General features: G+C 47.0%; 13 protein-coding genes and 2 tRNA genes. 12 read left to right on the plus strand and 3 right to left on the minus strand.

What is annotated here, in order from left to right; translation table 11 throughout:
- The first annotated feature begins 36 nt into the window (after positions 1–36).
- The 6 genes from JGK14_RS24205 to JGK14_RS24230 all read left to right on the plus strand — a co-directional run bounded on the left by JGK14_RS24205 (position 37) and on the right by JGK14_RS24230 (position 6,588).
- Entirely contained in the window at positions 37–1,665 is a 1,629-nt protein-coding gene (locus JGK14_RS24205) for a DUF2079 domain-containing protein (protein ID WP_293183245.1), read from the plus strand.
- Between the two features lie 153 nt (positions 1,666–1,818).
- The gene (locus tag JGK14_RS24210; protein WP_293183247.1) at positions 1,819–2,487 is read left to right on the plus strand and encodes a DUF3318 domain-containing protein; all 669 of its coding nucleotides are present in this window, start codon (positions 1,819–1,821) and stop codon (positions 2,485–2,487) included.
- A gap of 688 nt (positions 2,488–3,175) precedes the next feature.
- Complete coding sequence (locus JGK14_RS24215) at positions 3,176–4,174, plus strand: sugar transferase (RefSeq protein ID WP_293183249.1); 999 nt, start codon at positions 3,176–3,178, stop codon at positions 4,172–4,174.
- A 249-nt stretch (positions 4,175–4,423) separates the two neighbouring features.
- Complete coding sequence (locus JGK14_RS24220; RefSeq protein WP_293183251.1) at positions 4,424–4,624, plus strand: hypothetical protein; 201 nt, start codon at positions 4,424–4,426, stop codon at positions 4,622–4,624.
- A 93-nt stretch (positions 4,625–4,717) separates the two neighbouring features.
- Complete coding sequence (locus JGK14_RS24225) at positions 4,718–5,155, plus strand: ATP-binding protein (protein ID WP_293207092.1); 438 nt, start codon at positions 4,718–4,720, stop codon at positions 5,153–5,155.
- A gap of 164 nt (positions 5,156–5,319) precedes the next feature.
- The gene (locus JGK14_RS24230) at positions 5,320–6,588 is read left to right on the plus strand and encodes a WcaI family glycosyltransferase (protein ID WP_293183255.1); all 1,269 of its coding nucleotides are present in this window, start codon (positions 5,320–5,322) and stop codon (positions 6,586–6,588) included.
- A gap of 247 nt (positions 6,589–6,835) precedes the next feature.
- Here the strand turns inward: JGK14_RS24230 and JGK14_RS24235 are convergent, their stop codons facing one another.
- Both JGK14_RS24235 and JGK14_RS24240 read right to left on the minus strand, forming a co-directional pair.
- A complete protein-coding gene (locus JGK14_RS24235; protein WP_293218915.1) occupies positions 6,836–8,158 on the minus strand; it encodes a Na+/H+ antiporter NhaC family protein in 1,323 nt (440 codons plus the stop codon).
- On the minus strand, positions 8,158–8,433 hold the full coding sequence (locus JGK14_RS24240; RefSeq protein WP_293196895.1) for a BrnA antitoxin family protein: 276 nt from the start codon (positions 8,431–8,433) through the stop codon (positions 8,158–8,160). Before JGK14_RS24240 ends, JGK14_RS24235 begins: the two co-directional genes overlap by 1 nt.
- A gap of 271 nt (positions 8,434–8,704) precedes the next feature.
- Between JGK14_RS24240 and yqeK the strand changes: the two genes are divergently transcribed.
- The 5 genes from yqeK to JGK14_RS24265 all read left to right on the plus strand — a co-directional run bounded on the left by yqeK (position 8,705) and on the right by JGK14_RS24265 (position 11,832).
- Positions 8,705–9,343, plus strand: a complete 639-nt coding sequence (gene yqeK, locus JGK14_RS24245; protein WP_325315583.1) for a bis(5'-nucleosyl)-tetraphosphatase (symmetrical) YqeK — start codon at positions 8,705–8,707, stop codon at positions 9,341–9,343.
- A 138-nt stretch (positions 9,344–9,481) separates the two neighbouring features.
- On the plus strand, positions 9,482–9,916 hold the full coding sequence (gene rsfS / locus JGK14_RS24250; RefSeq protein WP_293183263.1) for a ribosome silencing factor: 435 nt from the start codon (positions 9,482–9,484) through the stop codon (positions 9,914–9,916).
- Positions 9,913–10,413: a CGLD27 family protein gene (locus JGK14_RS24255; protein WP_293183265.1), complete on the plus strand. Its 501-nt coding sequence runs from the start codon at positions 9,913–9,915 to the stop codon at positions 10,411–10,413. Before rsfS ends, JGK14_RS24255 begins: the two co-directional genes overlap by 4 nt.
- 166 nt (positions 10,414–10,579) lie before the next feature.
- A complete protein-coding gene (locus JGK14_RS24260; RefSeq protein ID WP_293196897.1) occupies positions 10,580–11,533 on the plus strand; it encodes an asparaginase in 954 nt (317 codons plus the stop codon).
- A 222-nt stretch (positions 11,534–11,755) separates the two neighbouring features.
- Positions 11,756–11,832 (plus strand) — tRNA-Met (locus tag JGK14_RS24265).
- Here JGK14_RS24265 and JGK14_RS24270 read toward each other — a convergent pair.
- On the minus strand, positions 11,811–11,939 hold the full coding sequence (locus tag JGK14_RS24270) for a hypothetical protein (RefSeq protein ID WP_293270904.1): 129 nt from the start codon (positions 11,937–11,939) through the stop codon (positions 11,811–11,813). The two genes, JGK14_RS24265 and JGK14_RS24270, sit on opposite strands and share 22 nt — an antisense overlap.
- On the opposite strand from JGK14_RS24270, the gene JGK14_RS24275 reads away from it, so the two are divergent.
- Positions 11,903–11,979: transfer RNA gene (locus tag JGK14_RS24275), tRNA-Met, on the plus strand. The two genes, JGK14_RS24270 and JGK14_RS24275, sit on opposite strands and share 37 nt — an antisense overlap.
- Positions 11,980–12,099 lie beyond the last annotated feature (120 nt).

Here is a 12,099-nt window from a genome sequence, read left to right on the forward strand (position 1 = left end):
ATCAACCTTAGAAAAAATATCGGTGCAGTAAAAAATATGAAATTCAAACCTCTCGACTCGTGGAACAATCAAACAGGATTTCGTCAAGTTACAATCCTAGCAGCGATTTTTTTTATATTAGTTTTAACTTTCAGCATAATTCGCTACGAAAGCTTCTTAGCATCCTACGATCACGGCCTATTTAACCAAGTATTTTGGAACAGCATACACGGCAGATTCTTTCAAAGTTCCCTGTCATCAGGCGCCTCCAGCGCCTCGCTGATAGACAGACAACTGTCATCTCCATCTTACATCCATTTAGGGCAACACTTCGTTATCAATTTTCTAATTTGGATGCCGATTTATGCCTTGTTTCCATCCCCTGTTACCCTGATAGTTTTGCAAGTAGCTTTAATCGCCGTCGCCGGAATAGTTTTGTATCTTTTAGCAAGACATTATCTATCTGTTCCCCTGTCGGTAATGATAGTAGCCAGTTATTACGGAGCAAATGGTGTAATAGGCCCGACGCTGGGAAATTTTTACGAACACTGCCAACTTCCTCTATTTATATTTAGTTTGCTGTTAGCTTTAGAAAAGCAAAAGTGGGTGTGGTTTTGGATTTTTGCAGCGCTGACGTTAGGAATTCGCGAAGAAACTGGAATTAGTTTGTTCGGAATCGGAGCTTATTTAATAGTAAGCCGCCGCTATCTGCGAGCCGGAATAGCGCTGTGCGTGTTGAGTTTTAGTTATGTTTCGCTGATTACCAATGTTGTGATGCCCATGTTTTCTGATGACAATTCCCGGCTTTACTTAGCTAATTTTTTTAGGAAATTCGTCAAAACAGAAAATCCGTCTACGCTGGAACTGCTGTGGGGGATTGTTACCCAACCTCAAATTATAATTGAGGTATTTTTTAACGATTTAGAAAGGCGGATCAGGTTTATTTTAGGTTTGTGGCTGCCGCTGGCATTTATACCTGTTGTTTCGCTGCCAGCTTGGATTATGTCAAGCTTTCCTTTGCTGGTTCTGCTGGTGCAAGTTTACAATAAATCAGCGACTTCTATCAATACTCGCTATACCTTAAGCGTGATTCCTTTACTGGTTTATGCTGTAATTTTATGGTGGTCGGAACATCCAGAAAGATTTAAACCGAGGCTGCACCGTTTTTGGATTGGATGTATTGGATTGTCGCTATTATTTACCTTGACTTCCAATCCCTATGGGGCTTTGTATTTTCTGTCGCCTTATTCTTTTAATCCTTTGGTTTATCAATCCTTGCCGGAGCAATTAGAACACGCCACAGACCTGCAAACCGTGCTAAAATTGATTCCGCAAGCTGCTAGCGTTTCGACAAGCGGTTACATAGTTTCTCACCTTTCGGGTCGCAGAAACCTCATCCGTTTAGAAGTGATGCAGTTTCGAGATGAAGAGGGAAAGGTAGTCGATGTCGATTATGCGCTGTTAGATTTGTGGCAGTTGCAGCAGCATAATTTAAAAGTTCCGCTGGATCGGGGTAGAGTTAGGGGGGCAGTGCGTTTTACAGACGAAGCTCTGCGGAACGGTTCTTACGGAATTGCTGAAGTATTGGACGGAGTTGTTTTGGTTCAAAAAGGGATTACTTCTAAGCCGGAAGTTTTGGTGGCTTGGTCGAAATTGCGGCAGGAAATTCAACCGTTGATGAAATAGTCGGAAGAAATCGATCGCCCACAACGACTAAAATCAAATAAAATTGCCAAAAGGTCGATCGACACCCACAGCTCGGCTATATTTGGATTCAAGGTTTGCTATACTCCAGAAATAGACACATATTAACCTTTGGAAAATCAATAGGCCGGAGCTATGACATCCTATGCAACCTCTACAGCAAGAGCCGAGATGAGTGAGATCCGGCGCTTGAAAAATATACTGCCCCCAGAACTCCAAAGTTGGGTAACAGTAGAAAAAACAATAGAAGTTAATCCCACCCTAATCCGTAGCGAAGAAATAGGCAAAGACCAGGTAGAAATACAGATAGACCTGATCCGCTGGGAACAGCTAGCAATGGATCAGCGCAACCTCCTATTTTGGCATGAAGTCGCCCGCATCCAAAACGACACCATCCCCAGAGACGGTTGGGAAATGGCTGCTCTGGCGATCGGTTTAGGCGGCGCCGTCGGCGAACTTTGGGTGCAAGACGGCTTGCTGCTGGTACTGGCCCTATCTTTGTGCGGCGTCTCCGGCTGGAGACTTTACCAAAAAAACAACGGAGACAAAAGTTTAAAAGAAGCAGTAGACGCTGACGAAAAAGCTCTCACCCTCGCCACTCGCTTCGGCTACACTCTGCCAAACGCTTATAAAAGCCTCGGTAGTGCCTTAAAAACCTTAATCGAGCAAACCTCCAAAAAAACTCAACGGGCTAAATACGAAGCTCGTCTCCAGGCCCTGAAACGCAACGCAGCCAAAGCCAAAGCCAAAGTGCAACCCATCAGCCGCGAAACCTCCCAGTCAGAAAACGTCTACAATTCTTGACCTACTCCTCTGACTTCTGGTGCGGAGTTTTCCAGTTAACGGTTAACTGTTGACATTCCTGTTACACAGTTAACCGTTAACTTTTAGCTGTTCGCTGCGGTAACTTTCCCCCTGCAAGACAGGCTCGAAAATTCTTAACGACAAGATTAATCGCTCTGAATCCACAAAAATCTTGATTCGGATTTGACAGATACTTCCAGCCCGGGGGTGCATCTCAATTTGGCATTCTTAGGATCGCGAATTAAATAATTTACACATATTTGTGGGATGGGCGTCCCGCCTGTCCAGAAAGGACGGGCGGGACGCCCATCCCACAACAACAATAAAAATTGTAAGTTATTTAATTCTCATTCCTTTGTGCAGTCCCCGCTCTGGTGCTATGTATAGCACCAGAGCGGCGACTGCACTAAAAAAAATCCTTTTTGCAAAAATGAGATACTTCCAGCCCGGACAGTTGGGTAGCTGATGGGTTCAAAATTTTTCCGCCAAAACTTGGACGGGTTGATGACCGGTAGACTTGAGTCTACCCTGACCTGTGATATGGCGAGGCTCGGCGGCCACATTTTCGGGCGCTTTTGTAAAGTTTGTATAAAGCTGGGCTTTAGATCGGAACAATATTTGGTAAACGTGGAGCGGCTAGGACACAATAGGCTAAAGACATCAGCTTGAAATTTGAAACTAGGACTTCATGGTCAGCCAAACCCCAGAGACAGATTTTCGGGTTACATACTTGGACGAGATTCCCTCGGTTCACATACCCGTGCGCTTGAGCGTACTTGAAGCCGTAAACTTCAAGACAACCTGCCAGCAACTTTTCTCTGAAAACACCGTTCCCAGCAAAATTGTCCTAGACTTCAGTCAGACGACATTCATTGACAGTAGCGGGATCGGTGCTTTAGTCAGCAATCTGAAATTTTCCAAACAGCGCGGCAGCGACTTGGTGCTCCGAAGCCTCAAGCCACAGGTGATGGCAGTATTTGCTCTCACCAGCCTAGATCAAGTGCTGACAATCGAGCAGCCTTCTGCAACGTCAACTCCCATAGAGACACACCCCTCCGACAATCAGCTACCGATGACGCATCCCTCGGTGCAGTCGTTGGTGAAACGGGTGATAGATGTCGTTGGGGCGATCGTCGGTTTGATAATTACAGGAATTTTGTTTGTACCCATAGCGGCAGCCATCACGATTAACGATCCGGGCCCGATATTGTTTGCACAAACCCGCTGCGGCTGGATGGGCAGAAGATTTCGGATTTGGAAATTTCGATCGATGTGTACTAATGCCGAAGCCATGAAAGCCGAAATTAAAAACCAAGCTTCTGGCGCATTTTTCAAAAATGACAACGACCCGCGGATTACCAAAGTCGGACGCATCTTGCGGAAAACGAGTCTCGACGAACTGCCACAGTTTTGGAACGTGCTCAAAGGCGAAATGAGTCTAGTCGGCACCAGACCGCCTACTCCAGACGAAGTTGAGCGCTACGAAGTCCCTCAGTGGCAGCGTTTTGATGTCAAACCTGGAATGACAGGCGAATGGCAAGTCAACGGTCGCTCTAAAGTCCGCGATTTTGAAGATGTCATCCGTTTAGATTTAAAATACCAACAAGACTGGAGCCTGATGTATGACCTGAAACTAATTGTTAAAACCATAACTGTGCTGTTTAACAAAAATAGTGGCGCTATGTAGAGCGGTCAACAACCGATTGCTGAAATTTTAGTTGCTGTTGATTTCTCGACAGCCGGAACTCGAACTTGATACTTAGTCAAGTAGGCGATCGATCGCGATACTTACGTTAGTATTAAGTGTTAAAATTCACACAGAAAATGTGCATCTATTTACCAGCTCTGCGATCGGAGCATTAATTAGCAATTGGCGAGTTCGAGGTCGTACTCGAATGACTCCAGCAGGGTTTTCGAGGACGACAAGAACTCAGGTGTGTTGAGAAAAGTACCGACTGCTAACACGGTCGAAGCTGAAATAACTCATCGCAAGCTGCTGAGTCGGGAAATTTTCCGATTTAAACGTCCTACCGAAGCGGGTTACAGTATCGGAAGTCTCTCATTTTCGCGATCGAGTAAATGGTGCGAAAGGAATGCTCACCTTGAGGCAAAACGGGCTTCTTCAATTCAAGCTTGACTAAACTAATATGTTGCCAAGACCTTGCCCTCCTTTTCCTCTCCAACCTGCGCTGGCTACAGCGGTGGTGGGGGGCGACCAGGGAGAAGAAAAATGAAAGACGAGCAACCAATTGCCGAGTTTGACCTTCAGGTTACAACAGACCTGAACGCTCTGACACAAGTTTCGGAATGGTTGGAGAATATTGTTCTGCCGCTGATACCACAGGACTTGTGGTGGCAGTGCAGCCTGATTGTTAATGAAGGGTTTACAAATGCTGTCCGCCATGCTCACCAGAACTTGCCCCCCGAGACGCCGATCGACATTGACGTAAAAGTGTTTGCAGACTACTTAGAAATTAGGATTTGGGACAGAGGTCAACCCTTCAACCTGGAATCAAAGCTGCGCTCGATCCTGCAAGAGCAGCGCGATCCGTTGGATAGAGAAGGAGAAAGGGGACTGGTGTTTATGTACAAGCTCACCGACGAGCTGCACTATATCCGTACCGACGATCGCTCCAACTGCCTGGTAATGCGGAAAAACCTTACCTGAGGGCGCCGGCAGGGCCCTCCCCTGGGCGGCTTCTGGCGATCGTCGGCAGGGCCGGGCGCCGCCCCTGCGATGCTCCCTGACACCCAACCACCTCCTCAGCAATTCACCGGGTGGACGATCGAGTAGAGGAGCGGCAGGACTATTTGCTTCAAACTAAATATATTATGCGTATTCTAATTTATTCCTATAACTACTATCCAGAGCCGATCGGCATTGCCCCCTTGATGACAGAACTAGCCCAAGGCCTAGTCAAGCGAGGGCACCAAGTTCGAGTCGTCACCGGAATGCCCAACTATCCCCAGCGGCGAATTTATCCGCAATATCGGGGCAAATTTTACCTCACCGAAGAACACAACGGCGTCACTATTCAGCGGAGTTACCTGCGCGTCAACGGCCCTCACCCCAGCCTGCTAGACCGACTTTTGCTAGACGGTAGTTTTGTCGTATCCAGCGCCGTCCAAGCATTCAGAGGCTGGCGTCCCGACGTGATTTTCTCAACAATGCCACCTTTACCGATTTGCGTTCCAGTGGCCTTTTACGGCTGGACTCGCAATATCCCGATCGTCCTCAACGTACAGGATATCGTCTCAGAAGCAGCAGTGCGCGTCGGCTTGGTGAAAAAAAACGGACTGCTAATTCAGATTGCGGACGCCTTAGAAAAATTTGCCTACAGCACAGCCAGCCAAGTCAGCGTTATCGACAGCGGTTTTGTCAGCAAATTGCACTCTCAGGGAGTACCCCCGGAAAAAATAGTTTGCCTTCCGAATTGGGTTGATGTCAATTTCATCCGCCCTTTACCAAAAGAAAATAACCCCTTTCGCGAAACCCACAAACTAAATGGCAAGTTTGTGGTTCTTTATGCTGGAAATATTGCCCTTACCCAAGGCTTACAAACAGTGGTCAAAGCAGCGACCCGTTTGAAGCACATACCTGAAATTGCTTTTGTAATTGTGGGGGAATCAACAGCACTGACGCGCTTGCAAAAAGATTGCGAAACTTACAAAGCTACTAATGTAATGTTACTGTCGTTTGAACCGCGAGAAAAATTGCCCGAAATGTTAGCTGCTGCGGATGTTAGTTTAGTCGTACAAAAGCGCCGGGTAACTAACTTTAATATGCCTTCAAAAATTCAAGTGCTGCTGGCGAGCGGTCGGGCAATTTTGGCGTCCGTTCCCGAAACTGGTACGGCGCATAAAGCAGTGCAGCAAAGCGGTGGCGGGGTGGTGGTAGCGCCGGAAGATCCGCAGGCTTTGGCTGATGCTGTGGAGGATTTGTTCTTAAATCGCGATCGGGTGGATGCGTTGGGCGAGCAAGGTAGAAAGTATGCTGTGGAGAATTACGGATTTGAGGAAGCTTTGAATCATTATGAGGCTTTATTTGCGGCGGTGGCGGCAAGTCATGCTGAGAAAATATTGCAACCGCTGCCAAAGTAGACGAGCAATTGCATACATCTGCGATCGATCGCAGATTTAAGGCAGACGCAACAGGGAGCATCTCATTTTTGCAAGAAGCATTTTTTATTGCAGTGCGAGCGTCCCCGCTCGCCTGCTATATCAATCAGCACGCGAGCGGGGACAGCACTACAGATGCAAAACTGAGATGCTCCCGACGCAACACAGATGAACACCGATAATTTTAAGAAAAGCGAGATAATGAATGTAAGATATCTCTTAATTTTGGTTAATTTTTATGAGGTGCCTTAGCCAGTTTCAGTTGAATCAAATTAAATAAAGGAATCAGATATAAATAAAACGCATAGGGTATAAAATCCGAATTGACACCCAAGACAGTTGCTGGAACTAATCCTGCAATATTCCAAGGAATTAAGGGGGAAATCACAACAGCGGTATTTTCTAAGTCTACAGCAAGTTGATAATCATCTAATTTTTGTTGGCGGTACTTTGATTCCACTAATTGATGGGTCAAGATAATTGCGATCGTCTGGGTACAACCAAAGGCTGCTGAAAAAATGCTAATTACTCTTGTGGCAAAAAATAAATCTCCTCTGGTTCGAGCTTTATTGAGAGACACTTCCACAAATTCTAAAATTCTGGTGCCGGCAAAAATGCCAGCAAATGCTGTCGAGACAACTACAACTAATGAAACTTTTGCCATAGACAAAATTCCTCCTCCTGCTACAATATCTTTTAAACTAGAAGTTGATTCTAATTTAAATCCTGCGATCGCAAATTGCAGAATCTCGATCGGCGAATAACCTTGAACGAAAAAGGCGATCGCACTTCCGGTAATGATACTAACAGCCATCGCGATTTTGACTTCGACTCGCAGTACACAAAGTATGAGAATTGTCAAGGCTGGGAGCAAAGTTATCGAATTAAGATTGAAGGCTGTGCCTAGTTCCAAAGCCAAATTGTTGCCCGAAAGTTCGACGGGATTAAAAGCCGATAAAATTAAATACAACAAGCTGGAAACGAGCAGCGGTAATAAGCCCGTCACCGCCATATTTTTGAGATTGGTATAAATTTCGGTTTTGGTAACGATCGCAATCAAAATAGCGCTCGAAGACATCGGAGAACACCGATCGCCCACATAAGCTCCCGCTACAATCGCCCCGGCGATCGGATTCGGATTTACACCGCTGCCGTTGGCGATTATCATCAAAGCAATGCCGATCGTACTCGCAGCACCAAAAGATGTTCCCAGCAGTACAGAAAAAACGCTGGTTAAGATAAACGCCCAAAAAATGAAATACTGAGGGTCGATCGATTTAATTCCCCAATATACCAGAACCGGAACCGTCCCCGCAGCCATCCACACAGCCATGACTGCGCCGATTAAAAGTAAAATAGCGATGACTGAAAAAGATTTTTGACTGCCAGCAACAGCCATTTTGATTAAGGTTTTTAGCGGAAATCCCCTCCGCAACAAAATGACCGTCAAAATTGCCATCGAAGCTAGAAGCGGAGCAACTATAAAATAACCTTTGATGGCACTGATTAAAAGTAGAATAAATGAGAACGATACAAAAAATAGCAAATCCATTATTGATGGGCTTTCATGTATTCTCGCAGTAACGTGTTAATCTGAGTTTGATAACCTCGACCTTGAGATTTAAACCACTCCAAAACATCACGGTCAATGCGTAAGGTCACTTGAGCTTTCGTCTTAGGGTTGGGTAAGCCTCGCCGAACTAATGCTTTGGCAAACGTTTCAGGCGTAATTTCAGGGCAATCAAAGAAATCAATATCTTCATCAGTCATGGCATCTAGGCGTTGCCAGTCAGTTTGAGATTTGCTCGAAGTAAATTCGTTGTTCATTGATTGTTACTAAATATTAGACTTCTGGCATAATTATTGTGGAACAGGCATCCTGCCTGTTCTTGACTGTCTTTTTGCCAGATGTCTATGGTAACTACAATTTGTCGTTACAGCCACCGACTTTAACAGATTTTTGAAGGGTTTAGGTAGAACCGATCGCCCCCTTCACCCCTCCCCATCCCACAAGCCACCGCACCCCTGTCAGCCCTACACCGCAGTCTATTAAAAGAAAACGCTAAAATAGTAGATCCTACAATTTGGGAGTTAATATTTGACACTTGCACTCGATCGCGAAAAAGTCCTAGCTTGGCTCACACAGCGCGTTCCTGCCGCCCGCATCACACACATCCTCGGAGTCGAACAGACAGCAGGAGACTTGGCTCGCCATTACGGCCTCGACGAAGCAAAAGCCCGATCGGCAGGATTGTTGCACGACTTGGCAAAATACTTCAAACCCCAAATGCTGCTGCAAATGGCTCAGAACGAAGGTTTAGAGTTAGACTCAGTGTTGGAAGCACACCCGCATTTGCTGCACGCAGACGCGAGCGCGATCGTCGCTAGAGACGAATTCGGGGTGGTCGATCGAGAAATTTTGGACGCAATCGCCAATCATACCCTCGGCAGACCAAACATGAGCCAGCTCAGTTGTACCGTATTTATAGCAGACACTATAGAACCCAGCCGCGGCAACACAGCCGAACTAGAAGCACTGCGCGAGACAAGCGTCCAAAATCTTTATGCAGCCGTGTGGCAAACTAGCGATCATTCTCTCAAATATTTGCTAGAAACTCGCTGCTACATTCACCCGCGCACCGTACTTACGCGGAATTGGGCGCTGCAAACGGCCCGCGCGGAATCGCCCGAAATAGGAAAATCGACGGGAAAGTCGATCGAACAAATCACAAGTTAAACGTAAAATTTACCAGCAATCCTGTACTTACTTTTGGCTTGAATTTAACTCCTATTTCCAGTCTCAAACTGCCAACAACCGAAAGCCAATAGCGCACCAATTCCCCCTTACCGTATCAATTAGGAACTTAAACACTTAATGTCAGATCTAACCCAACTCGAATACTCCCGGGCCCAGTCCACAGTAACCGACGCCACCATCCCAGACGAAGCCCGCGGCCTGATATTGACCGCTGCACAAGCTGCCGATGACCGCAAAGCAGTTGATATTGTATTGCTGGGCGTCGCAGAAGTATGCTATCTCGCTGACTACTTTGCGATCGTCACCGGATTCTCCAACGTCCAGGTACGAGCCATCTCCCAAGCCATCGCCGACCAAGTAGAAGAAGAATGGGGACGCTTGCCGCTGCGTACACAAGGGCTATCAGACGCCAGTTGGGTCGTCATGGACTACGGCGACGTGATTATCCACATCTTGAAACCTCAAGAGCGCGAATTTTACAATTTAGAAGCGTTCTGGGGACACGCCGAACGCATTGAATTTTCCACCGCGCCGAGAGGATCGCTAATGTGAAAGACACTTCTGTTTCTATTTGTCCTGTTCCCCAGGAACAACGCCCGGTTAATGAATATCAAGAACTTACAGAATCCTGGTTTTTTAGCTGGGTAACTCTCGATTTGCCCGCATATCTGGCAAAACTTGCTTGGGTATGGGGTTGGAGTTGCTTGGTATCCGGGCCCTTAGCAGCAGCCAGCTTTGCTCCGCTGAAGTATCCAGTTCAGTTTGCCCTGTGCGCTGCCGCTGGTGCCGGTTTTATTCTAGGATTAGCTTTGCTGCGGCTTTACTTGGGTTGGTTCTACGTGCGATCGCGACTTTCCAATCCCACAGTCGTCTACGAAGAGTCTGGCTGGTACGATTGTCAATCTTGGCCTAAAACTCCCGAAGTTTTAGCTCAAGACCAATTGATAGTCAACTACGAACTAGAACCAATTCTCAGGCGTCTGCGGCAGACATTTTATGGTTTGACAGTATTGCTGGTTGGCGGGGGACTAATTTGGAGTTTTGTGTAATCGTTCATGGTAAAAGGGAAGTTTTGAGTCGTAGGGGCGGCGCAGTTTTCTGCCCGCCCGATAGTTTTGAGTTACAAACAATCACCAAAAGATTAACTTCACAACTGGCAACTCAAGACTTCTTTCACCCCAATCTAAAATCTAAAATCTAAAATCTAAAATTGATATGACAAGGGGAAAACGAACCCAAGCTCCCGAACTCGAAGTCACACTGCTGCGCGAAGGTATTCCGGAATCGAAGCACCGCGCCCAAGCCGCTGTTTGCGACAAACGCGGCCGCGTTCTTTCCGTTGCCGGTAACTCGGAAACGGCGACATTTGTCCGTTCTTCACTCAAACCTTTTCAAGCTTTGGCTGTGACGGCGAGCGGCACTTTGGAACGCTACGAATTGACCGATCGAGATTTAGCGATTATTTGCAGTTCTCATCAAGGTACGATCGAGCAATCGCGACAGGTGTTTAACGTTCTGTGGCGCTGCGACATTGACCCATCTAAACTTCAATGCCCCATTCCTGAAGGCAAAAAGAGCGCCCTGCAATACAACTGTTCTGGCAAACACGCCGGAATGCTGGCTGTCTGTCAGCAACTGCACTGGCCTCTAGAAACTTATTTGCGGCGCAAACATCCCGTCCAGCAGCTTATTTTGGGCAAAGTGGCTGACTTGCTGGCCATGCCTGCCGAAGAGTTTATCAGCGCTCGCGACGACTGCGGCGCTCCTACCTATCTGTTGCAGTTGGGGCAAATGGCGTCTTTGTACGCTAAATTAGCCTCCGGCGACAATGTGGATATGGAGCGGATTGTCCGCGCTATGACTCATCACCCGATGATGGTTGCTGGTGAGGGGAGATTTGACACGGAACTGATGCGCTTGACTCAAGGCGAATTGGTGAGCAAATCCGGTGCTGAGGGAGTTCAGTGTATTGGCCGGGTTGGCGAAGGTATGGGTTTGGCAATTAAGGTAACTGATGGAGGAAAGCGCGCTAAATTTGCTGTGGCGATTCACTTGCTCAAGCAGTTGGGCTGGATTACTGCGACGATCGCCGAAACTCTTTCGGATACTTACCTGACTCTCAGCGATTTTAAGCGTTTGGAGGTAGTCGGCGAAGTTTCGATGCTCTAAGTTTTTCTGCATTTAAATTGTAGATCTAAATAACCAGATCAAAAATCCTCTCCCCCTCTCCCCCTCCCTCTCTCTCCCTCTCCCCCTCTCCCCCTCTCCCCCTCTTCGATCGATACTTCTTCGCCAATTTCAGCAACCCCTACCACAACCTCAAAAGTTTTTTTGATTGAGGGGTTGCAATTTCCAGAAAGATGTGTTTATATTAGAGAGTAGACAAAACGACGCGGGATAGAGCAGCCTGGTAGCTCGTCGGGCTCATAACCCGAAGGTCAGTGGTTCAAATCCACTTCCCGCCACCAACTTGAAACAAGCCCTGCAATCTTTGAGGATGCAGGGTTTGATTTTTGAGAATAGATAGATATAAAGCGACGCGGGATAGAGCAGCCTGGTAGCTCGTCGGGCTCATAACCCGAAGGTCAGTGGTTCAAATCCACTTCCCGCCACCAAATTGAATCGAACTAAGCCCCCGCACACCTAAAAGTTGCTGGGGCTTGTTTTATAAAAAATAGTCGGGAAGCGAAAAACGAGCGAGTCTTTAGACCTGAGATGAAAGCGACACGGGCGGT

Source organism: Microcoleus sp. PH2017_28_MFU_U_A, from assembly GCF_020738035.1.
Taxonomy (GTDB): Bacteria; Cyanobacteriota; Cyanobacteriia; order Cyanobacteriales; family Microcoleaceae; genus Microcoleus.

Excerpts from the sequence above, each read along its gene's own strand:
- JGK14_RS24270 (WP_293270904.1), bottom strand. The coding sequence starts at position 11,939 with ATGAGCCCGACGAGCTACCAGGCTGCTCTATCCCGCGTCGCTTTATAT.
- JGK14_RS24210 (WP_293183247.1), top strand. The coding sequence starts at position 1,819 with ATGACATCCTATGCAACCTCTACAGCAAGAGCCGAGATGAGTGAGATC.
- JGK14_RS24230 (WP_293183255.1), top strand. The coding sequence starts at position 5,320 with ATGCGTATTCTAATTTATTCCTATAACTACTATCCAGAGCCGATCGGC.
- JGK14_RS24235 (WP_293218915.1), bottom strand. The coding sequence starts at position 8,158 with ATGGATTTGCTATTTTTTGTATCGTTCTCATTTATTCTACTTTTAATC.
- JGK14_RS24215 (WP_293183249.1), top strand. The coding sequence starts at position 3,176 with ATGGTCAGCCAAACCCCAGAGACAGATTTTCGGGTTACATACTTGGAC.
- rsfS (WP_293183263.1), top strand. The coding sequence starts at position 9,482 with ATGTCAGATCTAACCCAACTCGAATACTCCCGGGCCCAGTCCACAGTA.
- JGK14_RS24225 (WP_293207092.1), top strand. The coding sequence starts at position 4,718 with ATGAAAGACGAGCAACCAATTGCCGAGTTTGACCTTCAGGTTACAACA.
- JGK14_RS24260 (WP_293196897.1), top strand. The coding sequence starts at position 10,580 with ATGACAAGGGGAAAACGAACCCAAGCTCCCGAACTCGAAGTCACACTG.
- JGK14_RS24240 (WP_293196895.1), bottom strand. The coding sequence starts at position 8,433 with ATGAACAACGAATTTACTTCGAGCAAATCTCAAACTGACTGGCAACGC.
- JGK14_RS24205 (WP_293183245.1), top strand. The coding sequence starts at position 37 with ATGAAATTCAAACCTCTCGACTCGTGGAACAATCAAACAGGATTTCGT.